The 23,554-nt window shown below is 34.1% G+C and carries 27 protein-coding genes, 1 pseudogene and 1 riboswitch; of the genes and pseudogenes, 15 read left to right on the forward strand and 13 right to left on the reverse strand.

Annotation, left to right across the window (positions count from 1 at the left end):
- Positions 1-561 precede the first annotated feature (561 nt).
- Together ACQKN2_RS14935 and ACQKN2_RS14940 are read right to left on the reverse strand one after the other, a co-directional pair.
- Positions 562-786: a helix-turn-helix transcriptional regulator gene (locus tag ACQKN2_RS14935; protein WP_427415697.1), complete on the reverse strand. Its 225-nt coding sequence runs from the start codon at positions 784-786 to the stop codon at positions 562-564.
- A gap of 36 nt (positions 787-822) precedes the next feature.
- Positions 823-1,320, reverse strand: coding sequence for an N-acetyltransferase family protein (locus ACQKN2_RS14940; protein WP_427415641.1), 498 nt, complete (start codon positions 1,318-1,320; stop codon positions 823-825).
- Positions 1,321-1,543: 223 nt separating this feature from the next.
- Here ACQKN2_RS14940 and ACQKN2_RS14945 point away from each other — a divergent pair, with 223 nt between their 5' ends.
- From ACQKN2_RS14945 to ACQKN2_RS14960, 4 genes are all read left to right on the forward strand, one after another.
- On the forward strand, positions 1,544-1,726 hold the full coding sequence (locus tag ACQKN2_RS14945) for a hypothetical protein (protein ID WP_427415642.1): 183 nt from the start codon (positions 1,544-1,546) through the stop codon (positions 1,724-1,726).
- Positions 1,727-1,824: 98 nt separating this feature from the next.
- Complete coding sequence (locus ACQKN2_RS14950; protein WP_427415643.1) at positions 1,825-2,403, forward strand: DinB family protein; 579 nt, start codon at positions 1,825-1,827, stop codon at positions 2,401-2,403.
- The gene (locus ACQKN2_RS14955) at positions 2,400-2,825 is read left to right on the forward strand and encodes a PhoU family transcriptional regulator (protein WP_427415644.1); all 426 of its coding nucleotides are present in this window, start codon (positions 2,400-2,402) and stop codon (positions 2,823-2,825) included. Before ACQKN2_RS14950 ends, ACQKN2_RS14955 begins: the two co-directional genes overlap by 4 nt.
- Before the next feature lie 52 nt (positions 2,826-2,877).
- A complete protein-coding gene (locus ACQKN2_RS14960) occupies positions 2,878-3,213 on the forward strand; it encodes a CHY zinc finger protein (RefSeq protein WP_427415645.1) in 336 nt (111 codons plus the stop codon).
- 251 nt (positions 3,214-3,464) lie between these two features.
- On the opposite strand, the gene ACQKN2_RS14965 is transcribed toward ACQKN2_RS14960, so the two are convergent.
- The 3 genes from ACQKN2_RS14965 to ACQKN2_RS14975 all read right to left on the reverse strand — a co-directional run bounded on the left by ACQKN2_RS14965 (position 3,465) and on the right by ACQKN2_RS14975 (position 5,513).
- A complete protein-coding gene (locus tag ACQKN2_RS14965; RefSeq protein WP_427415646.1) occupies positions 3,465-3,881 on the reverse strand; it encodes a UPF0158 family protein in 417 nt (138 codons plus the stop codon).
- A gap of 108 nt (positions 3,882-3,989) precedes the next feature.
- Entirely contained in the window at positions 3,990-4,283 is a 294-nt protein-coding gene (locus ACQKN2_RS14970; RefSeq protein ID WP_427415647.1) for a hypothetical protein, read from the reverse strand.
- A gap of 381 nt (positions 4,284-4,664) precedes the next feature.
- Positions 4,665-5,513 carry a pyridoxamine kinase gene (locus ACQKN2_RS14975; protein WP_427415698.1) on the reverse strand — a complete coding sequence of 283 codons (849 nt, stop codon included), beginning with the start codon at positions 5,511-5,513 and terminating at the stop codon, positions 4,665-4,667.
- Between the two features lie 187 nt (positions 5,514-5,700).
- Here ACQKN2_RS14975 and ACQKN2_RS14980 point away from each other — a divergent pair, with 187 nt between their 5' ends.
- The 9 genes from ACQKN2_RS14980 to ACQKN2_RS15020 all read left to right on the forward strand — a co-directional run bounded on the left by ACQKN2_RS14980 (position 5,701) and on the right by ACQKN2_RS15020 (position 13,835).
- A complete protein-coding gene (locus ACQKN2_RS14980; protein WP_427415648.1) occupies positions 5,701-6,252 on the forward strand; it encodes an ECF transporter S component in 552 nt (183 codons plus the stop codon).
- Positions 6,253-6,456: 204 nt separating this feature from the next.
- Positions 6,457-6,777, forward strand: coding sequence for a hypothetical protein (locus tag ACQKN2_RS14985; RefSeq protein WP_427415649.1), 321 nt, complete (start codon positions 6,457-6,459; stop codon positions 6,775-6,777).
- A gap of 199 nt (positions 6,778-6,976) precedes the next feature.
- Positions 6,977-7,417 (forward strand): cell wall hydrolase, encoded by a 441-nt coding sequence (locus tag ACQKN2_RS14990; protein ID WP_427415650.1) that lies wholly within the window; start codon positions 6,977-6,979, stop codon positions 7,415-7,417.
- Positions 7,418-7,941: 524 nt separating this feature from the next.
- Entirely contained in the window at positions 7,942-8,304 is a 363-nt protein-coding gene (locus ACQKN2_RS14995; protein ID WP_427415651.1) for a hypothetical protein, read from the forward strand.
- A gap of 1,617 nt (positions 8,305-9,921) precedes the next feature.
- Positions 9,922-10,494, forward strand: coding sequence for a hypothetical protein (locus ACQKN2_RS15000; RefSeq protein ID WP_427415652.1), 573 nt, complete (start codon positions 9,922-9,924; stop codon positions 10,492-10,494).
- A 259-nt stretch (positions 10,495-10,753) separates the two neighbouring features.
- The gene (locus ACQKN2_RS15005) at positions 10,754-10,963 is read left to right on the forward strand and encodes a hypothetical protein (RefSeq protein WP_427415653.1); all 210 of its coding nucleotides are present in this window, start codon (positions 10,754-10,756) and stop codon (positions 10,961-10,963) included.
- A gap of 97 nt (positions 10,964-11,060) precedes the next feature.
- Positions 11,061-11,273, forward strand: coding sequence for a hypothetical protein (locus tag ACQKN2_RS15010; protein WP_427415654.1), 213 nt, complete (start codon positions 11,061-11,063; stop codon positions 11,271-11,273).
- Positions 11,274-11,356: 83 nt separating this feature from the next.
- Positions 11,357-11,869: an SMI1/KNR4 family protein gene (locus ACQKN2_RS15015; RefSeq protein ID WP_427415655.1), complete on the forward strand. Its 513-nt coding sequence runs from the start codon at positions 11,357-11,359 to the stop codon at positions 11,867-11,869.
- A 465-nt stretch (positions 11,870-12,334) separates the two neighbouring features.
- Positions 12,335-12,442, forward strand: a riboswitch (SAM riboswitch).
- A 109-nt stretch (positions 12,443-12,551) separates the two neighbouring features.
- On the forward strand, positions 12,552-13,835 hold the full coding sequence (locus ACQKN2_RS15020; protein ID WP_427415656.1) for a Na+/H+ antiporter NhaC family protein: 1,284 nt from the start codon (positions 12,552-12,554) through the stop codon (positions 13,833-13,835).
- Positions 13,836-14,118: 283 nt separating this feature from the next.
- Here ACQKN2_RS15020 and ACQKN2_RS15025 read toward each other — a convergent pair.
- Positions 14,119-14,801: pseudogene (locus tag ACQKN2_RS15025) on the reverse strand (branched-chain amino acid transport system II carrier protein).
- Positions 14,802-15,095: 294 nt separating this feature from the next.
- Here ACQKN2_RS15025 and ACQKN2_RS15030 point away from each other — a divergent pair.
- Positions 15,096-16,070: a proline dehydrogenase family protein gene (locus ACQKN2_RS15030; protein WP_323648282.1), complete on the forward strand. Its 975-nt coding sequence runs from the start codon at positions 15,096-15,098 to the stop codon at positions 16,068-16,070.
- 29 nt (positions 16,071-16,099) lie between these two features.
- On the opposite strand, the gene ACQKN2_RS15035 is transcribed toward ACQKN2_RS15030, so the two are convergent.
- The gene (locus ACQKN2_RS15035; protein ID WP_427415657.1) at positions 16,100-17,434 is read right to left on the reverse strand and encodes a helix-turn-helix domain-containing protein; all 1,335 of its coding nucleotides are present in this window, start codon (positions 17,432-17,434) and stop codon (positions 16,100-16,102) included.
- Between the two features lie 185 nt (positions 17,435-17,619).
- Here ACQKN2_RS15035 and pruA point away from each other — a divergent pair, with 185 nt between their 5' ends.
- The gene (gene pruA / locus ACQKN2_RS15040) at positions 17,620-19,164 is read left to right on the forward strand and encodes an L-glutamate gamma-semialdehyde dehydrogenase (protein ID WP_427415658.1); all 1,545 of its coding nucleotides are present in this window, start codon (positions 17,620-17,622) and stop codon (positions 19,162-19,164) included.
- Positions 19,165-19,229: 65 nt separating this feature from the next.
- On the opposite strand, the gene ACQKN2_RS15045 is transcribed toward pruA, so the two are convergent.
- The 6 genes from ACQKN2_RS15045 to ACQKN2_RS15070 all read right to left on the reverse strand — a co-directional run bounded on the left by ACQKN2_RS15045 (position 19,230) and on the right by ACQKN2_RS15070 (position 23,554).
- Entirely contained in the window at positions 19,230-19,490 is a 261-nt protein-coding gene (locus ACQKN2_RS15045; RefSeq protein WP_427415699.1) for a P-loop NTPase fold protein, read from the reverse strand.
- 449 nt (positions 19,491-19,939) lie between these two features.
- The gene (locus ACQKN2_RS15050; RefSeq protein WP_427415659.1) at positions 19,940-21,241 is read right to left on the reverse strand and encodes a hypothetical protein; all 1,302 of its coding nucleotides are present in this window, start codon (positions 21,239-21,241) and stop codon (positions 19,940-19,942) included.
- Positions 21,242-21,306: 65 nt separating this feature from the next.
- Positions 21,307-21,510: an Abia family HEPN domain-containing protein gene (locus tag ACQKN2_RS15055; protein WP_427415660.1), complete on the reverse strand. Its 204-nt coding sequence runs from the start codon at positions 21,508-21,510 to the stop codon at positions 21,307-21,309.
- A 55-nt stretch (positions 21,511-21,565) separates the two neighbouring features.
- On the reverse strand, positions 21,566-21,757 hold the full coding sequence (locus tag ACQKN2_RS15060) for a YgjP-like metallopeptidase domain-containing protein (protein ID WP_427415661.1): 192 nt from the start codon (positions 21,755-21,757) through the stop codon (positions 21,566-21,568).
- 182 nt (positions 21,758-21,939) lie between these two features.
- Positions 21,940-22,710: a hypothetical protein gene (locus tag ACQKN2_RS15065; protein ID WP_427415662.1), complete on the reverse strand. Its 771-nt coding sequence runs from the start codon at positions 22,708-22,710 to the stop codon at positions 21,940-21,942.
- Positions 22,700-23,554, reverse strand: a complete 855-nt coding sequence (locus ACQKN2_RS15070) for a hypothetical protein (protein ID WP_427415663.1) — start codon at positions 23,552-23,554, stop codon at positions 22,700-22,702. Before ACQKN2_RS15070 ends, ACQKN2_RS15065 begins: the two co-directional genes overlap by 11 nt.

Genomic DNA, 23,554 nt, shown 5'->3' on the forward strand with positions numbered 1-23,554 from the left:
AAAGCCTTTGAAAGTTTAATTCCTTCAAAGGCTTTTACCTTAATATTTACAGAATAATGCTTGAAATCCGTAGTATATGCAGTAGTATTCCTGAAACCCAAGACACCCGCTCTTGATCGCAGCAATTGTCCTAATATCCAAAAACGCTCTAACATCTGTCATGTGCCATATAGCAAGTATCTGTTGCATTAATTGATTTGCCTCCATCATGAGTTAAACTATAACCAAAGTTGCAATCACAATGCTGATACCCTCCCGTTAAGCACCGTTAAAGTTCTAATAAAATTGATGGTGGAATAATGGTGTAATACTTAATTTTTATTTTTATTATTTGATGAAGACTTTAATACAACCCCTAAAAAGAAAAAAGATAAATACGAAATGTCAACATAAGTATTATATTTTACTCGAAGCCCATTCAAATAACCCATTACAAATAATATTTTAAAAAATAACAAAATACTTCCTATAAATAAAAAGATATTTGATATCGAGTTCCTATTCATACTTATTCTCCCAACCAATAATGTAAATTTTTTTTTATTTTATTAATTAAACTAATTAATTGTGCACGACTATTAATATCAAATTTATTAAAAGAATATTAATATGAGTTCTAATTGTTGATGTACTTAGATTTAATATTTTGCTAATTTCCAAATCAGTTTTCCCTAAATACATCAATTCTAAAACTTCTATCGTTCTTTTAGGAATATCTGAACCAAAGTAGTCTTTAATATTATTAATTTCATATTTTGCTTTATAAATAGCTATTTCCCTATTGATTTATCTTTATCAAATTTAAAAGGTAGTCGGGAATTCTTAAAGAAACAAAACCATATAATCCTCATCAAAATATTGCTGACCTATTTTTAATGCCTTCTTCTCCGTCCCAAAAACCTCAAAACCTAAAGAGGAATACAGTCTCTTCGCTGAAGCATTCGTTGACACAACCGTTAGATTAAGCTGCTCAACTCCCTTTAACTCTTTAGCCTTGTTAATTGCTTCAACCATTAAATGCTTGCCAATGCCAAGTCCACGCTTTCCGGGAGAAACATAAACGGCAAAGATGCCTGCCTTATGCTTTAACTTAAGCATACTTTCCTGAACTAACGTCGCAACGCCCACTAATTCTTCTTGATCAAATACACCTATCGTATAAGAACTCTGTGATTCTAATCTGCCGGCAATCAGCTCAATCGGAGAATCCTTTTCCTCCTCAAAGCTAGAACCAAATGCCTCGGGATTATTTTGTAATCCCTCTAATCGTAAATTCCGATAAGCCTTAGCATCTGTAGCTGTTAAACGTCTACTATTCATTCGTTCCCCTCCTACGATCCTTTTCATTTTTATTGACAATTATAAACAATGTTTCATGTACTTTCACCACAAAGTTCCCTAAAATAGGAATAACAGCATAAGGAAGAATCTAAAATATGAAATCTAAACTTATGATTGAAATAAAGACTCAAGAAATTAAAAAATAAATTAGGGATTTATTGTGCTTCATACTTACAGTTTACAAAGAAGGGGAATGACCTTAATGAAATCTTTTGTATTTGTATTATTTATAGTGTTTTGCGTTACAGGTATTGGAGCAATGTGGACAGGATTAAACTTCCCTTTTGACATCCAACATGAAAAATTAGCAGGCCTTTTTTGCCTTTTTGTAGCAGGAATACTTTTAATTTTCTACTATATTTTAAAATCAAAAGAAAGCAAATAACCAATGGTTGATGTCTATTTATAGGCTGGAATCTAAAGAAATTAAGCATTTAATCTATACACACTGAAAATAGGTGTATATAAAGGAGATTCTAAATTATGAAATCGAACAATATGGCACATCATTTTCATACATTGCAGGAGCAGCGAACTCACTATCTACCTTGTATTCAGTCACTCTCGCAGGAGCAACTCTGGCATCGTGAGAAAGAAGAAAAATGGTCTATCGGTGAACATTTCTATCACCTTTATCTAATCCTAAAAATGCTGAAAACAGCAACAAAATTTTCACTACTGCTCACCCCTTACGCGAAAATGCGAAGAAACAAGCCATTCGCCACTGAAATACATGATATTTACGAAGAATATAAAAACAAAAAAGGACGAGGCATGAGGGCTCCAGGAATATTAGTGCCCCCCTCTAAAATACGTTTTACGCTGAACAGTGATGAAATTGAACAATTACTAGTAAACGAAACGAGCGCAATGCAAGAATTAGTAAAAAATATTGAGGAGGATATTGCCGGGCATATTGTCTTTCCAGACCCGATTGCCCACTACCCTAACCTCATTCAATCGATCCAGCTACTTGCCATCCACGAAAAGCATCATTTTAGAATGATCGAGGGGCAGTATAGAAGGCTAGTTTCGTCTAGTAAATTGGAGGTTTTGAAATGAAAAAACTATTAATTTGTCTTAGTCTCCTACTTTTTCTTGTCGCTTGTTCAAATGAAGAAACTACTAATTCAAATAAAGAACCCTTCATCACAAAAGAATTTGTAGAGGAAACTGCGAAGGTTGGTTTATCGTACGATAAAGTTAGAGAAATATTTGGTAAGGAAACTCTTTCAGATGTCGTTGATCACACAGAAACATGGCTGTACGATTCAGCTAAACACAATGAATTAGAGTATAACCCAAGCTTAGAAGTTATAGCAGATGCAATTAAGAGTGGCAAACTTGATTATCAGCTATACATAAACTTTATCGATAAAAAAGCCTTTATGTATTCCTATTTTTACAAAGGTGATGACGGTAAAGTGTGGCAATATGCTATAACTCCTGATGCTGAGCCATTTAGTGGACCTGTGAGTAATTGATGTAAGTGAAAGAATTTTTGGTACTTGACCATTATGAAAAGAGGTTAGAAATATGATTATTCTAGGAAATGTTATTGATGATCAAGGAAGATGTACACACTATTCTAATAAGCAAGATACGATTTCAATAAAATTCAAATGTTGTGGTGCGTATTATCCTTGCTATAAATGTCATGAGGAAAATTCAAATCATAAAATCCAGCCATGGAAGCAAGAGGTGTTTAATGAAAAGGCAATATTTTGTGGTGTCTGTAACAAGGATTTAACGATTCATGAATATATGAATAGCACAAATTGTAAGCATTGTCATACTCTTTTTAATCCAAATTGCAGTAAGCATTTTCATATATACTTTGAGACGGATAATAATCCTACATGTACTTTTTAAGTATATGTTCATTCATCATAACTGAATTAAATAAAGTGTTTAACAAAGCCTAGAAGAGATATTCTCTTTAAGGCTTTTTCTTTTGAGAGTAAAGAAAAGAGAGTTCCACACCCCGGTTAGCCCCTTCAAGCGAAAAGGGACATTGACCGCTTCCCAGGGATGTGGAGAGGCATTGATTTTTCTTACACGTTTTATGCTACTGTGCTACATGATTTTCGCATATGCATCTGGTGTTTAATTCTCAAGTTATTTTATTCTTCGCTACCTTTAACTTTAGAAAACTCTTCTAGCCACTCCGTCATTCTACTCTTTGCATAATCTTGCTCAAATTGGTACCAATGATTTTCGATACCGAGTTCATTAATTTTTCCCTTAAAAAATCGAAAAGGCTTGTTTCCGTTCAGTACGTTGATTAAATGGATCGTAATCGAATCTGGTTGCTTTTTAGCAAAGTTCACCATGACATCATACATTTCAGACGATGAAACGGTTGGAATCATCACCAAATCCGCAGTCACTTCCTCGTCATCCCAATCAATCTCAGGTTCACCAGTTATATCCTCTGGGGCATCCAAAAGAACTTCACCTGTTCGACGGTTTAACACATACGACATTTCATCATTCAATCCATCTAAAAATGCTTCCGCAAGTTCATCTAGTAGTTTCAATTCCCTCACCTCACAATAAATCTACATTTACAAATCACATTTAATATTACAAAAAATGTTCAGTCGCAAACTACATAAAAAAAGAACCGAAAAGATTCGATTCGACTTTTATTCAAACATTCCTATACTGAGCTCCCCACAAAATGATTCTATAGTGTCACGCTCTTCTTTTGGCAATGCCTCGTACTCAATCAGATATTGTGCTGAAAGATCTTCTAGCTCCTGATAACTGACGTCTCTAGTCAAGACGATTCCATTGATCTCATTTGCCAATTGGTTTGCTGCCACAATATCCTTAAACGCAAAGGCCTGTTCTTCATCATCTGTGAATGGTTGAAGGTCTACTTCCCCTTGGTAGTAGCGATCATTTACTTGCACTACGTAATATCTAATTGAATCCATTATACACCTCCCCAATTCATGATTTTAACTTCTTTCAGCAGGTGTTTGGACACCAGCTGAAATAGAGGAACTCAGTCTAAAAACGCCACGTCCTGTGGCAACGACTGAGTGACCAACATCACGTTGGCCCAAAGCCTCCGGCGGATGTCACGGAATCAGAATGGAGTTCTTAGGGGATGTTAGCCTAAAATCATCGCATCCATGCGATAACGGCTAACTGACCTGCATCGTGCAGGCCTAAGCACAAAGCCGATTCCGGACGCAATTATGCCGAGGCATAATTGATTTATTTCCTTATTACAAAAATTCCATCCCCCGTTAAGTAGAAGACGTGCTGTATAGCCGTTACCATCCATTAACGTGTTCAAAACACTAAGATTTCTAAAGTAGCATTCGTAAAAACTTTTCAAAATTCACGCCTGCTTCGCGCGGAATTTGCTCTTTTGACGTAGCTTCAATCGAAGCTGCTAAAAACGTCTCGGCAAGCTTCATCGATTCAACTAAATCCTGACCGCGCATCATGCCACCCATAATGACTGATGCAAACAAATCACCTGTGCCTGAATAGCTCTCGCCGTTATATTCTTGGATGCTAGAAAATGAACGCTCTGCATCGATATACATATTACCTACATAACGCTTGTTCGCATCTGCTGGCGGCGGATTCAAACCGGTAATAATGACGTTCGCCCCTGTTGTCTGCTGTAGCTGATGGCCCGCTTCCTCTAACGCCTGAAGATAATCTGAATCCTCTTGATAGCTTTGTAGCTTCTCGTATGACAAACCCGTAAGCAAGCAGCATTCTGTAATATTAGGTGTAATAATATCTGCACACTTCACTAGCGTTTTCATACGATCAAGCAACTCGCCTGTATACATTTTATACACCTCGCCCAAATCGCCCATTACCGGATCGACAAGTAGCTTCGTTTCACTCGAGTGAAACACGTTTAAAAATCGAAAGATGTTATCAATTTGCTCCTTCCCTGTCACAAAGCCTGTGTGTATGCCATCAAAGGTCGCACCAAGCTTGCTCCACTCATCCACAAAGTAATCCATCTTTGACGTTAAATCCTCGCAATAAAAACTCGGATACCCTGTTTGTGCCGTTAAAATTGCAGTTGGTAGTGGCACCGCCTGGACACCCATCACTGACAGCACAGGCATCGCAGCCGTTAACGAGCACTTCCCAAAGGATGACATATCTTGAATTACAGCAACTTTTTTCATCATACTCTCCACCTAACACTGCTTGTATTCTCTTCATCGTATCATATTTAGAAAGATGCGAAAACGTGCATATTTATAAAAACCCAAACTGACCCTTAATATTTTTATCAAATTGGCACTTTTACGATAGTCAGTCCTTTGCTAAAGTTAAAATTATCGAAAAATTCATCATAGTGAGGACATGCAGATGCAAAATATACAAGGTCAATCCTATACAAAATCACGCACGAAAACATTTGATTTAGTGATTACGTCCATTTTAGCAGCACTTGTTTTCGTCGCCACAATGTTTATTAATATTAGGCTACCATTTGGGCAAGGTGGACTTATTCACTTAGGGACATCCATGCTTTTAATCACGTCGATTTTATTCGGTCCTAGAAAGGGAGCACTTGCTGGAGCAATCGGAATGGGCTTATTCGATATTGTAGGCGGTTGGTTAATTTGGGCGCCAACTACAATTATCTCCCGCGCACTACAAGGCGCCATCGTTGGGAAAATCGCTTGGTCTAAAGGACATAGAGGCGACGACATCCGATTAAACATTTTAGCAGCAGTTGTTGCTATGCCCGTAATGATGGGGGTTTACTATATCGGGCAAGCGATTATGTTCAAAAGCTGGGTTGCCCCGATGGCATCCATTCCAGGAGACTTGATCCAAAACGTTGTCGGGTTAATCATCGCAATTCCAGTATGTATCGTGATGAAAAAAACACCGTACTTCAAAAAGAATTTTTAATACAACCAAAAAACACGCCATCTTGCCGTTTTGCCGACAGCATAGATTGCGTGTTTTTGGATTGTAGTTACGTTTAACAGTTCAAGTGGCAAGACTGCAGGATTTTTTCCATACTATATATTAAGAAGAAAAACACCCAGAGGAAAATAATTCGATTGAAAAAAAACAATTTATTTTAACCTATAATCAAAGGGGTGGTTGAAAATGGATGGAGATGCTATCGTTTGGATCGTTTTATTACTGTCTATTGTAATTTGTGATTATTTAGCATCCTATTTATACAAGCATAAGAAGATCCCTATATGGGCTTCTGCCATTGGAATGGCGCTTTTAATTCCGGTAATAGTCGGTAGCTTTGTGTATTTAGGGATTAATTATGAACGCGAACCAGGTGATACAGGAGAAGGAGTTGCTTTTGCAGGAGGATTTATGGTGTTGATCCTTGCATTCAATGCGATCATTATGTTCTTTATAGGAGTTATTTTAAATATTTATACGTTCGTTAAAAATAAACGAAAGATTTAAAGAAATCATGTGTATAAAGCACATGATTTTTTTCTTTCAAATAACTCTTGTACATCATAGTGAACTGGTACCCCACTTTCACGAAAGTCATCATTCGAAATGACGTTTCAACCTCTACTTATAGCTCATCACTTTTTCCAAATAAATAATTTTTCAATTATGTAAGCTTTTTTTCATACTATATGGTGGAGGTGAAAAAATGCCAAGAGTAAAATATATAGATTCTGACATTGGCTTGGTGGCAAGGATGATGAGAGCAGAAGCGGAAGGCGAAGGAAACCAAGGAATGCTATATGTTGGCAATGTCATTGTGAATCGTCTTGTAGCAGAATGTCCAGACTTTAAAGATTTAAGAACAATTAATGATGTCATTTATCAAATACAAGGAGGAAATTATTCTTTTGAAGCGGTTCAAAAAGGGAATTTGTTTTACCAAAGAGCGAGATCTTCTGAAAAAAGATTAGCCAAACTGACGTTGGATTATTGGAGAGAACATCCAGCGAAATTCGCACTTTGGTATTTCAATCCATACGCACCATGTCCTCCAACATGGTACGGTCAGCCTTTTACTGGTCAATTTAAAAATCATTGCTTCTATGAACCAGCACCTGATACATGTGAAAGTGTGTATCAAGGATAGTTAGCCATTTTGTGTTTTTGGTAATACCCTTAACACTTTTTATCTAAAAAAAGAAATCCCATGGAAAAGTCTACACCCTTCCCGTGGGATTTTTCATGTGGTTGGCGAAATGGTTTAAATCACTAATATAATTTTTATTACCTTTAAGATTTGTATTGAATGTATAGTAACTTGCTAAAGTCACGAGAATGAGTGGAGTAATTATACGCTATTCTTTTAAATAAATCCATTTGTATAGTTTTCATAAACTCTTTCACTTCTGAAATACTAGGGAGTTACTTTCTACAAAGTCCATCCTAATAGCCATTTTTGATTTTTATCAATCTTTGTTCGATTTATAACAAAAGTTGATTTTGTAATAGTTATAGATACTGATATGCTAATAGTATACCCGGGAAAGATAAAGAAGGATACAATGCGAAGAAATATAATGGAGCAGGCATATGCACTAGTTCCACGACAAAATATATAATGCATCAAGTAAGTATGTTATGAGTAGAAATAAATAGAGAGTAGTGTGCAATATGAAAAACAAAAAAAAATTTTGGATTATTGGTACAGCAATACTTATAATTGCTTTGCTTATAACTTATGATAAGATTTACGAGAGCAAACACAATCTTGTGGAGATGCTGAAAATTCAAGATACAGTCTATGTCGTAACCGGGGAACCGGTTAATGAATCCCAAATAGTAAGGAAATTGGGGGAGATTAAGCAAAAAATAAATAGATATCAAATTCCGGAAAATAATTTTGAGGCTAATTCTTTAAATAAGGGTACTCCTATATATGAAAGAATAAGTGGAGATGAGTTTCCAAAATCTGTAGTGTATAAACGAGAGGGTAAATTTTATATTGCTACTCAAGTAGTAAACCGTAGTAATTAGAAATGATTTAGCAACAACCTCTTTTTTTGAAATAAATTGTAAAAGTGGCTGACTTTTTTGAAGGTTAGCCTCTGAAATACTTGTACCACATTCAATTGTTAGACATACCATCTAACAATTGGAGGTACAGAGAAAATAGTAATTGATAACAAAAGCTCAACATCATATGGTGATAATAACCATATAATATTGAGCTTTTTAAATTTGTCTCATAATTCTCAGGTTTATAACTAAACAAAACTAAACAATCGGACTCCTAGGATTACGCCCATATAGTTTTAACTTATATATTTCCCCTACTGTTCTTCGGTACCAATAACTTTCGATATATTCTTTTGTCCATTTCTTCATTGATTACTTCATTTAATTGCTATCTCCAAAGTGAACCCCTCTCTATTCACTTTACTCACAACCTATCCGTTCTGCAACACTTCAAAATCCATTCCTCATCAATCGTCATACGCCTCAACATTTGCTGTGTTATTTGTGCAAAACACTCTGAGTGTTGTCTAACAACAGTCCTCTATTGTAATTACGAAAATTCACATTTCAGAAAGGAAAGGATAGTTTTCTGACCTTTATCAACTTTTGTTCAATTATCACCAAAACTTGATTTTGAAACTTTTTTAGCTGATGGTATTGTACTACTAAGGAGGCCGATTATGAATATTCAGTTAAATTCAATATTGATTATTGTATGTAGTTATAAAACCTTTCCAAATCTATAGGGCGAACACTTTAATAGCATGCTTAGGGACCGCTAATTGCCCAATTATATATCAATTTAATTAGTTTAGGAGCTGAATTTATGAGTGAAAGAAAAAAAGGTTACTTAGAAATACTTATTGCAATAATAATTTTATTAACAGTAATCTTCATTCTAGATATTGCTACACAGAGCGTATTTATCATTGTAGGAGTAATTGTCCTTTTTAATATATTTATATTTGAATTACTACTATTAATAAAAAAAATATAAGCTATTAATAAACATATTCAAATCTTGATTTTAAGATTCACATAATCAATCATCATCACAAGTGCAATAACTTGCTCCACCTTTTATTTAATATTTCAACTTTCCTCTGTCTTCACTTTACTGATAATATCCCCATTCTGCAATACTTCAAACTCCATTCCCTACCCTCCCCCCACACACCTATACTACCGCATTAATTGTACAAAACACCCTAAGTATTGTTCTTGCAACAGCTCCCTATTGTAATTTCGAAAATTCAATTACAGAAGCAGTTGAAAGTCTTCTGATTTTTATCAAGTTTTGTTCAATTATTAACAAAACTTGATTTTGAAACTTTTATAGACTGGTGGCATAGGATTCTCTATAGGACTTTATGAGTACTTTTATACCTCTAATTAAATGCAGAAGTCTAGTTTTTACTAGGCTTCTTTTCTTTCTTATAAGGATTATATGTGATATCAAACTCCAAGAAGTGAATAATTATCTGACTCTTATCAATATTTGTTAAATTATCAACAAAAGTTGATTTTGAAACTTTAATAGCTAATGGTAAGTTATTAACATACCCGGGTGAAAGTAAAGAAGGAAGAAACAGTATAATTTCAATGATAAAACCTTAAAAGGAGTGTTTATCTAAAATGAGAAAATATGTATACCCTTTTTTAAGTTTGCTTATCGTTTTATTTTTATTTACTTTTTCAACTGAAAAAGCATCCGCTAAAGATGTTACTCATGAAGATTTAGAAATGTTAGCCCAGCAATATAATCTTACAGATATTACATTTATAAATGAGCAACAAGAATATGATTCTACATTAAATTTTTCTTCAATAGAAGAATTTGAAGAATTTTTAATGAACGAAGAAAAACAAGAATTGGTTATAGAACAATCAAGTCCAATTATGCTTAGAGCATCGAATGCCGGCACAAAAACTTATTCATCATGGGAATTTACTGGCGTATCTACAATTACTTCATATGCGAAAGTAACACGTAATTCTAATGGTATAGTTACTAAGGTTGTTGTGTGGAGTTCTCAGACTGGTTTGGCATTTCCAATAGCGTATACTGAAAACAGTACTGATTATGTCTTAAACAAATCAAAAACTGGCGGCACAGCTTATGTTTATGGGACAAAAGCTTATGGCGCAACCATAGGTGGTCAAGGAATTGCATATAAAAAAGATGTTACTTATACAGTACCATTTTAGATAATGTTCATATTTAAAGGAGGTAATAGCGATGGGTGTGAATTACCTGGATGTTTTTTTTACAATAAGTTTTTTTACCTTCTGGACAATTCTCATCAGTTTGATTGTGAAATTCTTTAAAAATAAGAAGTCTAAGCTTACTAATCATTAAGTTGCAGCACGTTTTCGGTGATAGAAAAAGAAAGAACTAGAGAACGAGGAAACTTACTCAAATGTTCTTTCTTTTTTCGCTTTCGGCCTCGATAGCATTAGCATATGAATGTTATTCGTTTCTTTAATGCTCGTAACAGGCAAAGAGCTTACAATTAATGTTTTAACTATACCCGCTTTAGTTTTATTTTTGGTTGTTAGAGTTACTGAATATTTTGTGACGCGAGGCGGAAAAAAAGATATTCCTCAATGGATTATTGTAGGGACATTTGTTATTGCTGCTCTTACTGCAATAGGTATGACGTTTACATTACACTAAACGTATACAATAAGTGAGGGAAAATAAGAATAAAGGTGATTCCATAAATATTAAGAAACTATGTTTGCAACTTACATTTCCGAGGTGTGGCTATGTGATGAGAAAATATATTGCAATTATTTGTTTGGTGATTGCGCTCATTTTAGGAATTCCGTTTAAATGGATTCATTATAAAGGGTCAGAAGATGTATCAATTCTTCAAATAAAAGATTTCGGGATTAATAATTTATTCTTTGATTTCACTTTATTAGGCTTAAGTACTTTAATTATCTATTTAGTGTTATCTAGATTACTAAAAGTTAGAGAATAATTATAAGCCTTACTCATTCCACAAAGGCACTGTATCTCCTTGGTGGGTAAACTATTAAACTATTTGAAATAAGGTGATCCAGTATGTCTATTGAATTAGTTTTAACATCATTAAATAAACGATTAGAAAAAGAGAAGACCATAACTATACAAAGAGAAAATGGTGAGATCTTAAATGTTACATGTGATTGGAACAGACCAGTAACTGACCAAGAACTAAAAGAATTTTCTTTAAAAATTAATCATATTTTACCGAAGGATTTTTGTTCATTTTTAAAATTATGTAATGGTGGAAAATTATTTTCAGATGGAGTGGATTGCTTTGAACTATTCAATTTAAAAGAGATACTAAATTATTTAAATGAATATAATACAAATATTAACTATAAAAGTGCTTATAATAAAAATTGGTATATGATTGGATATTATAAAGGATATGGTGACTATTTGTTCATTGATTCAGAAAAAGTTGCTAATGGGGATAACGACTATCTAATATATGTTCAGGTTGGGGATATTCAAAGATTATCAATGAATTTTGAAACATGGCTTGACCGATTCATCGTCGCACAAGGTGCTAGATATTGGTTATGGTGATCGATTTATTTTCTTGTATTAACTATCAACCTGATGAAATTCTTTGAATGCAAAAGCTCAATAGTATGGGTTCTCTACCATACTTACTGAGCTTTTTTAAATATGTCTTATTAAAATATATAATTACTTTTTCAAGATTTATGGAATTTAAGTTAAGATAGTCTTTTCTTTTTCTTGTTTAACTTTTCCTATACCTTCAATATCCCTGCAACGCACATACATTCTTTGTAATTAAGATGCCCTCAGACTCTATTAATGATTTTTATAATCAATATATTTAAAGACACTAAATTTCACGAAAAATTAAAGCTTCTTTTTTTACCATGGTGTATGCTTAAAACGGACTTTTTTTGCGAAAAGAGTACTTTTTTGTCGCTTTGAAATTCAGTTTGATTAAAAATAAGTTGCAAATATAGATGTTTTATTATACTATTTCATTATTGTGCAAAAAATTAATATTTTTTCTTCTTATCAAGAGAGATGGAGGGACTGGCCCTATGAAATCTCGGCAGCGGAACTTTGTGAGTAAGTTACTGTGCCAAATCCAGCAAGCAATGGCTTGATAGATAAGAGGAGTGTTTTATAGATATAAGACCTCTTCTTGTTGTTTCAAGAAGAGGTCTTTTTTTAGTAAGAAAATGGTCAATGACGTATCCATTTTTAATTTTTGGAGGTAGAACGATTGAAGAAAGAGAATCCATGGGCGTTAATCCCATTTGTTGTTTTTTTAGTTTTATTTATTGGTTCAGGGGTTATTACAGGTGATTTTTATGCCTTCCCTGTCATTGTAGCCATTGCCATTTCGGGCGCTGTTGCTCTGGCGATGAATCGAAAAGTATCGTTTTCGCAAAAGGTTGATATTTTTTGTAAAGGCGCAGGAAATGTAAATGTCATGCTGATGGTTGTTATTTTTCTATTGGCTGGAGCCTTTTCAGAGGTAGCGAAAGGCATGGGCGCAGTGGACTCCACTGTTAACTTTGCTTTATCGGTCATTCCACAAAACTTACTTGTCGTAGGCTTGTTCATCATTGCCTGCTTTATCTCCCTATCAATGGGTACATCGGTAGGAACAATTGTTGCACTGGCGCCAATAGGAGTTGGGATCAGTGAGCATACTGACTTTTCCATAGCCCTAGTAATGGCAGCGATTGTTGGAGGTTCGATGTTTGGCGATAATTTATCCTTTATTTCAGATACAACCATTACTGCCGTTCGTTCACAAGGCGCACAAATGAAGGATAAATTTAAGGTGAATTTTTGGATTGTGTTGCCGGCAGCTATTGTAACAAGCATAATTTTAGGAATTATTACAATGGGTGAAACGGCGGCACAAGTAGAGCATTTAAGCTATAGTTGGGTAAAAATTATTCCCTATGTATTGGTTATTATTTTTGCGCTAGTTGGAATGAATGTTTTCCTTGTTCTGGCATTTGGAATTGTTCTGGCCGGGGCTGTTGGCTTAGCGGATGGTAGCTATCAGTTAATGGACCTTTTTCAAAAGATTGGCGAAGGAATGTCAGGTATGTACGAAATGGCGTTTCTTGCGATCTTAATAGCTGGAATGGTGGAGATTATTAAGCTGAACGGAGGCATTGACTTCCTACTTCACCTTGCGACACGTAGAATTAAATCAAAAAAGGGTGCTGAATTTGGGATTGCCGGCCTTGTTGGCCTAACTAATTTATCTACGGCCAATAATACGATTGCTATTTTAATTGCTGGTCCACTTGCAAAAAATATTGCTGATCAGTATGGGATTGAACCTAGAAAGTCCGCAAGTATATTAGATATTTTCTCCTGTACAACGCAAGGTCTTCTGCCATACGGTGCCCAATTCCTGGCAGCCGCAAGCGTTGCTGGAATATCGCCAGTGAGCATGTTGCAATATTCTTTCTATCCGATTTTAATAGGAATTTGCGGAATCATCGCTATCCTAATCGGATATCCGAAATCAAAGAAAGCCTGACTTCATCACTTTAAAGTGACAGGTGTAGCTTTAAAAAATATTAATTTTACATTGAAATCATCCAATCGTTTTGACAAAAGATTAATCAAAACGATTGGATTTTTTATTTGGGGCAATTTTGAAGTTTAACTCCTTATTCGATGTTTCAAAAGTTATGTCTTCACCTGTTGCACGTTCGCCACCATCCAAGCAACTCTTACGTTTACTAATAACAAAAAATTACTATTGATTATAGTTCTTCAGAAACATTTCAAATGCGAGTGTTATCATACTATCGTTTTACTTAATTTGATACACTACTACCACTCTGTACAACATTTTTATTGCTGAAAAGATAGCCAATAATCGCACCTAACAGACCTGTAATTAGCCAACCTACACCTGATGTGAATAATGGAATAAAGGCAAATGTAGAGTTAATTTGCTCTACCATAATATTAGCATCCTTTAATGCATCTAATATTGCTACAAGTGCAGTACCAATCATCGTGCCTACATATACACTTTGTGCACCACCAAACCATTTTTCTGTAAAAATAAGGATGATTAAAGCAATAGCAATTGGGTATAAAAGCATTAATACTGGTGAAGCCATCGATAAAATCTTTGTTAAACCAAAGTTAGTAAATACAACGCCTAGTAATGAGAAAATAATTAACCACTTTTTATATGAAATACTTGGCATAATGGGCTAAAATATTCAGAGGTTGTAGCTAAACAAGCGACGTTTGTTGTATTTCCTGTTAAGAAAATGACGATTCCAATTAAATAAATACCGATTTGACCAAATAAGGTTTTCGCTGCTAATGCAATAAGCTCTCCGCCATTTGATACATAACCAACCGAATCTACACTCGATACACCGATCCAAGCCATAGATACTTGTAAAGCAACTAAACCAACAACCGTAATAATCCCTGCTTTAAAAAATACTTTGGAAACGTCTTTTTGTGACTTCAAATTCAACGATTCAATTGATTTAATGAAAATTCCACCAAAAACGAAGGCTGCCAGTACATCCTTCGGAATTTTCGAATAAATCTATACAACACAACATAAAGCATAATCTCTCGTTTGAAAAGTTTTTTTTTCGACAAAAAATATTTTTACTTGCTTTCAAGTTAGTAGAAATTCAATAAACACAATACCCCATGACCTGAAAACGTTTGCAAAAATAATTTTTTGAAATTTTACAGTTTTCTTTTTTTAGTGTTATAATCGCCAAGAATTTAAATTTCATTATTTTTAGGAGGCTATTTTATGGCATTACGTGACTTTTTTATTTACTTATCGGAGAACCAAATGCTTAATGGTGCAGCTCAAAGATACGGTTTACGAATGGGCGCTCAAAGCGTTGTAGCAGGCACAACAATTCCAGAGGTTGTACAAACGATTAAAGAATTAAACAAAGCAAACATTTCTTGTACAGTAGACAATCTTGGAGAATTCGTCTTTGAGAAATCAGCGGCAACAGCAGCGAAACAAAATATTTTAGCCGTTATACAAGCTATTCATGATGAGCAATTGGATGCACATATTTCACTTAAGCCATCACAGATAGGTCAAGATATCGATATCGACTTTTGCTATGAAAATTTAAAAGAAATCGTGGCACTTGCACATCAGTACGATATTTTTGTGAATTTCGATATGGAAAACTACGCACGCCTTCATAGCTCATTTGACTTACTAGAAAAGCTACACCAAGAGTACGATAATGTGGGTACGGTTATTCAAGCTTACTTCTTTGAGTCAGAGGAAAATATTGAGAAATACAAAAACTTCCGCCTTCGTATCGTAAAAGGTGCCTACAAGGAAGATGATAATGTGGCTTATCAATCAAAAGGTGATATTGACCGCAATTATTTAAAACTAATCGAGCAACATTTGCTAAACGGTAAGTTCACATCGATTGCAACACACGACCACAATGTCATTAATCATGTGAAGCAATTTGTTAAGAAACATAATATTTCGAATGATAAATTTGAATTCCAAATGTTGTATGGCTTCCGCAAAGATATGCAGTATGATTTAGCGAAAGAAGGCTATAACTTCTGTACATATTTACCATTCGGTAGTGATTGGTACGGTTATTTCATGCGTCGTCTAGCAGAGCGCCCTCAAAATCTAACACTTGTCACAAAACAAGTGTTTACTAAAAAAACAAATACAGCCATTGGTCTAGGTGTTACAGCCTTTGCTCTTGGTCGTCTATCTAAAAAGGTCAAATAATTCAACACATAAATAAAAGAGCGAAAACATCATGAATCAATGTTTTCGCTCTTTTTATTGAGATTATAATTTTTCACACGATACTGTAAACTTTGTCGCCGTATGCCTAATGTAGCCGCAGTTTTCGAGATATTCCCTTGGTGAAAATCTAATGCTTTGGAAATATAATACTCTTCCACCTCTTTCATGTAGACATCAAGTGGTCGAATATCATTTGGATCTTTAATAATAAATAAATCCGCATTCTCTTCCATCCCATCATCATAAATCTGCTGGATTTTCCATCTAAAATAAGCTGGTAGCATATGTAAATATATGACAGTTTCATTCGTCAAAAGGGAGGAAATTTCATCAAGTAATACTTCTAACTCCTTTAAATTTCCAGGCCAATCATATTTCAAAAAGATCTCTTTTACTTCTTCCGATAACCCTTGAATGGATGAGCCAAAGCTAACACGATGGCGCTGGAAGTAATCATCAATAAACGGCATGATATCTTCTTTTCTCTCTCGTAATGGGGGTACATAAATCGTAATCCCTGAAAACAGTCGATATAACTCCTTCGATAACAATTGTTCTTGAATTAAATCAATCGGATCTTTGCCTACACTAGCAATTAGCATATGCTGATGATGCGAATGATTGTTAAACAATTCTACAATTTTTTTTTGCGCCGCTATGGATAAATACTCAATCCGTTCAGCGAAAAACGTAATACTTTCTTCTCCAGCAATGCTTTTTTCAAATTGCTTTAAAATAGTGTTTTCATCTCTACGGCAAATCAATGCAATAAACAGATCGTTTTGCACCTTTAAATCATGATGAATTCCCTCAGCAATCATATCAATTCCTGTACCCGATTCCCCTACTAACACAACGGGCATTCGACTCAATGCCACAATTTTTGCTTTTTCAATAACATCTCGCATCACTTCTGATACTGCGGTAATAATTTCAAAGGTCAGCGGAGCACCGTATCTTCTTAATGGCTGGTACATCATATGTTCAAGCTGTGTAATATCTCGTGCAAATTCCACAGCCCCTACTAAAGCTCCCTCATAGTGCAACGGATAAATATTACTAATGTAGGTGACTTCTTGATTTTTTTTATTCCAATACGTTTTTTTCACATTGGGTATTGGCGTTTCGGAGCTTAACACTTTATAAATATCACTTTTCTCCGTTTCAAAATCAATAATTTCGAGTGCTCGTCTCTGCTCGAATTCATCTTCATTCACGCCTTCTAATTCACGCATTTTTTTATTATAGATAAGCAATTTGCCCTCTGTATCCACAACACAAATGCCCATATCCCCTTTTTCAATAACGTATTTATAAATATTTAATAAAATATGATTGTCCATCTTGTCCTCCTGTATACGCCTATCCCTCCCAATATTTTAACACTATGCATGAAAGGTAGACATGCAAATTGAAAAATTCCGAAAATTATTGTTGATTAATGCCAAATTATATTGCATTATAGAATTAATAAAATTCTAAATAGTGCATAATCATTTGGCACTTATGTTCATAGGGGGAAATTATTTTGATTACATATAAACACGAACCATTCACAGATTTCTCGAAACAAGAAAACAAAGATGCATACGTAGCAGGCTTACAAACTGTTGAAGGCTATTTAGGTCAAGACTACCCACTTATTATCGGTGGCGAACGTATTATGACAGAAGATAAAATCGTTTCGTACAACCCAGCGAAGAAAACAGAAGTGATTGGCCGCGTGTCAAAAGCTACACGTGACTTAGCTGAAAAAGCAATGCAAGTGGCAGATGAAACATTCAAAACATGGAAAAAGGTAGACCCAGCGATTCGCGCAGACGTATTATTCAAAGCAGCAGCAATTATCCGTCGTCGTAAACACGAATTCTCAGCTTTATTAACAAAAGAAGCTGGTAAACCATGGAACGAGGCAGATGCGGATACAGCAGAAGCAATCGACTTCATGGAATACTATGGTCGTCAAATGTTACGCATTAAAGACGGACAACCAGTAGAAAGCCGCCCAGGTGAATATAACCGTTATGACTATATTCCATTAGGTGTTGGTATCGTTATCTCTCCTTGGAACTTCCCATTCGCAATTATGGCGGGTACAACAGTAGCAGCTCTAGTTACAGGGAACACAGTTTTATTAAAACCAGCTTCTACAACACCAGTTGTAGCCTATAAATTTATCGAAGTATTAGAAGAGGCAGGATTACCAGCAGGTGCAGTCAATTTTGTACCAGGTAGCGGTACAGAAATTGGGGACTACTTAGTAGACCACCCACGTACACGCTTCATCAGCTTCACAGGTTCACGTGATGTTGGTTTACGCATTAACCAACGTGCTTCTGTATTAAACGATGGTCAAATTTGGATCAAACGTGTTATCGCTGAAATGGGCGGTAAAGATACGATCGTAGTTGATAAAGAAGCTGACCTTGAATTAGCTGCTCAATCAATTGTGAAATCAGCATTCGGCTTCTCTGGTCAAAAATGTTCAGCATGTTCTCGTGCCATTATCGTTGAAGATGTATATGACACAGTTGTTAATCGTGTCATTGAGCTTACTAACACGCTAACAGTTGGTGACCCAACAGACCCAACAAACTTCATGGCAACAGTAATCGATGCAGCTGCATTCAACAAAATTACAGAGTACATTGAAATCGGAAAAAGCGAAGGTCGTCTTGTTGCAGGTGGTACGGCAGATGATTCAGTAGGTTACTTCGTCAACCCAACAGTATTTGCGGACGTAGACCCATCTGCACGCATTATGAAAGAAGAGATCTTTGGACCGGTTGTGGCAATCAGCAAAGCAAAAGACTTCGACGAAGCAATTGCCATTGCAAACGATACTGAATACGGTTTAACAGGTGCGGTTATTACAAATAATCGTATGAACTTAGAAAAAGCTCGTGAAGATTTCCACGTTGGAAACCTTTACTTCAACCGTGGCTGTACAGGTGCAATCGTAGGTTACCAACCATTCGGTGGCTTTAACATGTCAGGTACAGACTCAAAAGCAGGCGGTCCAGACTACTTACAATTACACATGCAAGCAAAAACAACTTCTGAGATGCTTTAAAACATAGAAGTTTCGGTTCCATTATGATGGATAACGCAAAGTTTTGGAACGAATTTGTAGAGTTTTTAACCCTTGGCTTTCCTAATAGGAATTGCCAAGGGTTTTGTGTAATATGGGGCTTTTTGAATCTCTTTAACGAAAAAGTGCATATTATTATTTGCTAGGTCATAACAAACAGCCTCTTGATTTACATGAACAATAGACTCAATTGGTAGGAAAAGTTGTGGCGCCTCAAAAAATTCCACAATTGTTTTTTCAGAACAATGGTCAAGCTCGTCTACCATAATAACAATCTTATCACCGCTATTTTTTATCCAGGTATTAATTAATACATTAAGCTTTCCTTAACCTGTTCTCTAGTTCCTAACATACTTTTATAGTCAGGACATTTTAGTTGATTAATTACTTTGTCAGACATTGGTTTTGTAAAAGACTTTAATTTTTTCAGTATTGGCACTACAATATTTGTAGCCACATTAAAAGTAGATATTAATCCTAGAAGATTGATATCTATATAGTATTTTCTATAATAACTTCTATTATTGATTTATCCTTGGTGTAAATTAAAGTCCACGCAATTAACAAAATAATTAATACTGCATTAATAATATAGTACCAGGGATTTTCCTTTATAGACTTTTTCAACATTTCAATTCCATATTGAACCTTTGCCAATATCCCCTTTTCACTCTCATACTTAAAATAGCTGAGGGTAAGATCCCTTCCTAAACCATCGGTGTAGCACATGCATAATAGTATAATAAAGTTCTATTGTTTATTCCCCTTTTTGCTTAAGCCAATTTTGAATTTTAATTAACATTATTAAAGATATAAATAAAACTATTATTATAGTTAAAATTATGGTATTTATCTCCAAACTTAAAAGATTAATAGTTAATATTACCAAAATGATTACTACAAATATTAGCCTATTAATATGTAAAAGTATATTTGATACTAAATGATTATTTTTTTTTGCATGAATAAGCTTATACAAGAAATAAATAAATACTAGAGTAGTTATGCCCAAAATAAGAGTCAATTGAGCCTTTGATTCATCTTTGAACAAGCTACTCCATTTATCATATAGATTTTTTATATATAATTGAGTTAAATCACGTAAGTTATCTCCACACATTACCAATAAATACCAAAATACAAATAAAATTACTACTAATGATAAACTTAAAATAGACCGCTTTATGATTAGTTTTTTATTGCCCTCTTTCCATTCTTTTTTTTGAGAACTTAATCCTTCCATTAAATCTGAGGCTTCTAACTTTATATCTCTTTTCACATCGTAATAACCACTTATTTTTACTAGTTCATTCCAAAATAATTGGATTGCTTGATCAAATTCAGTTTTAAATCTTTCATAAACATCTGCTGCAAGCGGTAAGGCTACTATTAAAAATCCAACAATAGCAAACACTAATAAACCAATATCTAGCCAAGTTGTAAATGAATTAAACTCTGAATACTTGGTTAAACGGAGTGCTCCAAAAATAAAAACAATTATAGCTAAATTAAAGTTTAGTAAAAATTGATTAACCGCTTGTTTAAATGAATTTATTTTTACTCTATAAAGAATTGTTATAGTGAGTAAAAATATAATTATTATTCCAATAGTTATAATAAAGGTATTGTCCAAATTCCCTGTTAAAACTGTTACTAGATTAACAAAGATAAACGATAGTAATAATGTTAAACCAAGTAATTTAATAATGCTCTTTAAGATGTATTTCTCGGTGAAAATTAAAACAATTAATGAAAATATAATTATATATTGATTTGGTAGTACCAATCTTTCATCTTTATATTTTATGATTATGGTTAGATTAATAATTAAGATAAATATAATGGTGCTAATATTAACTGCCCAAATTGAGCCACTAAAATTTATAAAAATTAAGGAAATAAAAACACCAATGAAGAATCCATATATTATTGAAAGTAGCAAACCGTAAATTAAATTATTTATAATAATTCTCAGTTTTGATTTATTTTGATAAGAAAACATATCTAGAAATAGAACAGTTATGTAAATAAATGTAAATACAGAAAAATTTTTCAACATCCTTTTCATCCTTATAATAGTCATTTTAAAAATATTAACCAAATTCCATTGCTTAATTAGTTACTTTATTCATTTATAACCTCCCTCGAAGAATCCTCTTCTAACAAGTGTTCTAGATTATCGATAATACTTTCAATTTCTCCTACGTTTAATGTTTCATCGTCTATTACTTCAGCACTTGCATGGTTTATTGGATTGTGGTTTCTTAAATCATGCGCTTTTTTATATAGGTTCGTAAGATTTGTATTATCTAGCTGAATATTGTTCATAAAAAGACAGTCCTTTATGCTCTATTAACTTATTGGAACTGTCATTCACTTAATATCATGGTGCTTTAATAAGTTCTGTGTTTAGTAAAATTGTATTTGAATCTACTAATGCAGATCCCCATCGAGCTTTCATCACACGCATATCAATACACGGCTTCTCAATTTCATATTTTTTCGCGAGGGGATAGAGCTTTCCAGTTAATTCTTCATAGGTTTTTTTCGCCTTTTCTTTATACCAAGTATCCATCAATTTTTCTTTTTAGATTGGTCTTGCTTGCCTTTAACGAATAAATAGATGAATCCTCGGAAATATTTCACCAATTCCTTCTCATCTGTTTCCTGTACACGTAAAAGGTATTGTTTGCAGGTACTTGAACGATTCATTGGGACTGTTACTTCGCTTCATATGAACTATTTATTTTCCTATTTTCATAAAACTACTTTGTTTAGTGATTCGATATCCGATACATCATAATAATTACTCAATGCCTTTAAAAACTCTTCCTGTAAAGCCTCAATATCTAATAGTGGGCTCATTAATACTGGATACGCTTTATTCAGTTCAAAAATAACACGTCGGCCGTAACGTTCATCTTTGCCTAAATCAGGGCGATCCGTTATTTTTCCTTTTAATAGTTCACTGATTCCTAAGTTATCAATAACCGTTAAAATCTTTACTAAAAACTCTCCATTTCTAAAAATTGAATACTTAATAATGTAATTGTATATATCCAAGTTATCTACTATTAACTCGTAATATCGTTCTTTAGAAAATATAAGTTCTGTAGCATCCTCAATATATTCGACTGCTAAAATACATTTATAAATATAGTTTTCCCAGTCGAAACCTTTGATAACGATATTACCAAACTCACGATAGCTTTCTAATACTTGAGGATAATGCACAACGATATATTCACGCTTTTTTGTGATTAAAAAGGAATGCCAAAATCGCTCATTAAAATGAATATCACGATCTAAATTTACATAAGAATTTGCAATGGCTTTAAATGCTGCTAGAAAATCAGCTTTCTTTTGGATTTCAGAGCCTTTCCCCATATAAATAGGGAAATCTGGTGTTTCCTCAATATCGACTGTTTCTTCTGAGAAAAATAGATCGTCTATTACTTCACCATTTTTGAAGGCTGTATAGAGTAACTCATCCTTTTTATACCCCTCTTTTAAAAGCCTAATCTTCATGCGCTACTAACTCCTTTACAGCTTTTACGTATTTCTCGATGATTTGATGTGATATACGTCCAATCACTTCATCAATATTATCTACATGTAACTCTTCAACTGCTTTGCTAGTCATTAAGTTATAAAGTTTAAAGTCCAATAAATCTTCCGGTTGTGTCATCTGTGATAGTTCCACTACATCATCATCTTCATCAGCGTAGTTACTAATAAAACGTTCTAAAGCTATACGCATGCCAGTGTAAAAATAAGGATTCATAAAAGCATTAACTCGTGTCATTGATTGGAACTGTATATCTTCATCTCGGAAATGGATAATAATACATTCCGACCCTAATTCAAATTTAATCGCCGAGCTTAAATTTGGATTTAATCGCTTCTCAAACAGATCGAGAGGATTTTTCATACCGCCCTCAAAAGTTACTATATTCGAATAACCGATCATTGAAAACTTTGGAACGACAATTGAATGTTTTAACTGATCGTAGAAACTATTTAATTCATGATTGTTTTCAAACCGAATATCAGATTTTGCAACTATATGAAGCTGAATGGAAGTCCGATTTGATAATGACATTCGATTTTTTGCTATTTCTACTTGTAAATCATGTGCATCTAATGGGAAGAATTTTGTATCCTTTGACTGAATAACTAATAAATATTGAGCTTCCCCATTTTTCAGTAATGCTTCAACAAACTCCGAAGTTAATTGAGATGCAATTTTAAAACGGTATAAGTCCCCATCTTCTTCAAAACTTACTTTTATCGTAAAATCGCTTTCTTCATATGCTAGAGTGTTCGATGAAAGAATAGGATAAGGGAAATTGGCATCTTTTTTATAAATCAT

The organism is Lysinibacillus sp. NPDC093688, from assembly GCF_050280145.1.
GTDB lineage: Bacteria > Bacillota > Bacilli > Bacillales_A > Planococcaceae > Lysinibacillus > Lysinibacillus xylanilyticus_B.

Excerpts from the sequence above, each read along its gene's own strand:
- ACQKN2_RS14940 (WP_427415641.1), bottom strand. The coding sequence starts at position 1,320 with ATGAATAGTAGACGTTTAACAGCTACAGATGCTAAGGCTTATCGGAAT.
- ACQKN2_RS14945 (WP_427415642.1), top strand. The coding sequence starts at position 1,544 with ATGAAATCTTTTGTATTTGTATTATTTATAGTGTTTTGCGTTACAGGT.
- ACQKN2_RS14950 (WP_427415643.1), top strand. The coding sequence starts at position 1,825 with ATGAAATCGAACAATATGGCACATCATTTTCATACATTGCAGGAGCAG.
- ACQKN2_RS14955 (WP_427415644.1), top strand. The coding sequence starts at position 2,400 with ATGAAAAAACTATTAATTTGTCTTAGTCTCCTACTTTTTCTTGTCGCT.
- ACQKN2_RS14960 (WP_427415645.1), top strand. The coding sequence starts at position 2,878 with ATGATTATTCTAGGAAATGTTATTGATGATCAAGGAAGATGTACACAC.
- ACQKN2_RS14970 (WP_427415647.1), bottom strand. The coding sequence starts at position 4,283 with ATGGATTCAATTAGATATTACGTAGTGCAAGTAAATGATCGCTACTAC.
- ACQKN2_RS14975 (WP_427415698.1), bottom strand. The coding sequence starts at position 5,513 with ATGAAAAAAGTTGCTGTAATTCAAGATATGTCATCCTTTGGGAAGTGC.
- ACQKN2_RS14980 (WP_427415648.1), top strand. The coding sequence starts at position 5,701 with ATGCAAAATATACAAGGTCAATCCTATACAAAATCACGCACGAAAACA.
- ACQKN2_RS14985 (WP_427415649.1), top strand. The coding sequence starts at position 6,457 with ATGGATGGAGATGCTATCGTTTGGATCGTTTTATTACTGTCTATTGTA.
- ACQKN2_RS14990 (WP_427415650.1), top strand. The coding sequence starts at position 6,977 with ATGCCAAGAGTAAAATATATAGATTCTGACATTGGCTTGGTGGCAAGG.
- ACQKN2_RS14995 (WP_427415651.1), top strand. The coding sequence starts at position 7,942 with ATGAAAAACAAAAAAAAATTTTGGATTATTGGTACAGCAATACTTATA.
- ACQKN2_RS15000 (WP_427415652.1), top strand. The coding sequence starts at position 9,922 with ATGAGAAAATATGTATACCCTTTTTTAAGTTTGCTTATCGTTTTATTT.
- ACQKN2_RS15005 (WP_427415653.1), top strand. The coding sequence starts at position 10,754 with ATGTTATTCGTTTCTTTAATGCTCGTAACAGGCAAAGAGCTTACAATT.
- ACQKN2_RS15010 (WP_427415654.1), top strand. The coding sequence starts at position 11,061 with ATGAGAAAATATATTGCAATTATTTGTTTGGTGATTGCGCTCATTTTA.
- ACQKN2_RS15015 (WP_427415655.1), top strand. The coding sequence starts at position 11,357 with ATGTCTATTGAATTAGTTTTAACATCATTAAATAAACGATTAGAAAAA.
- ACQKN2_RS15030 (WP_323648282.1), top strand. The coding sequence starts at position 15,096 with ATGGCATTACGTGACTTTTTTATTTACTTATCGGAGAACCAAATGCTT.
- ACQKN2_RS15035 (WP_427415657.1), bottom strand. The coding sequence starts at position 17,434 with ATGGACAATCATATTTTATTAAATATTTATAAATACGTTATTGAAAAA.
- ACQKN2_RS15050 (WP_427415659.1), bottom strand. The coding sequence starts at position 21,241 with ATGTTGAAAAATTTTTCTGTATTTACATTTATTTACATAACTGTTCTA.
- ACQKN2_RS15055 (WP_427415660.1), bottom strand. The coding sequence starts at position 21,510 with ATGAACAATATTCAGCTAGATAATACAAATCTTACGAACCTATATAAA.
- ACQKN2_RS15060 (WP_427415661.1), bottom strand. The coding sequence starts at position 21,757 with ATGGATACTTGGTATAAAGAAAAGGCGAAAAAAACCTATGAAGAATTA.
- ACQKN2_RS15065 (WP_427415662.1), bottom strand. The coding sequence starts at position 22,710 with ATGAAGATTAGGCTTTTAAAAGAGGGGTATAAAAAGGATGAGTTACTC.
- ACQKN2_RS15070 (WP_427415663.1), bottom strand. The coding sequence starts at position 23,554 with ATGATTTATAAAAAAGATGCCAATTTCCCTTATCCTATTCTTTCATCG.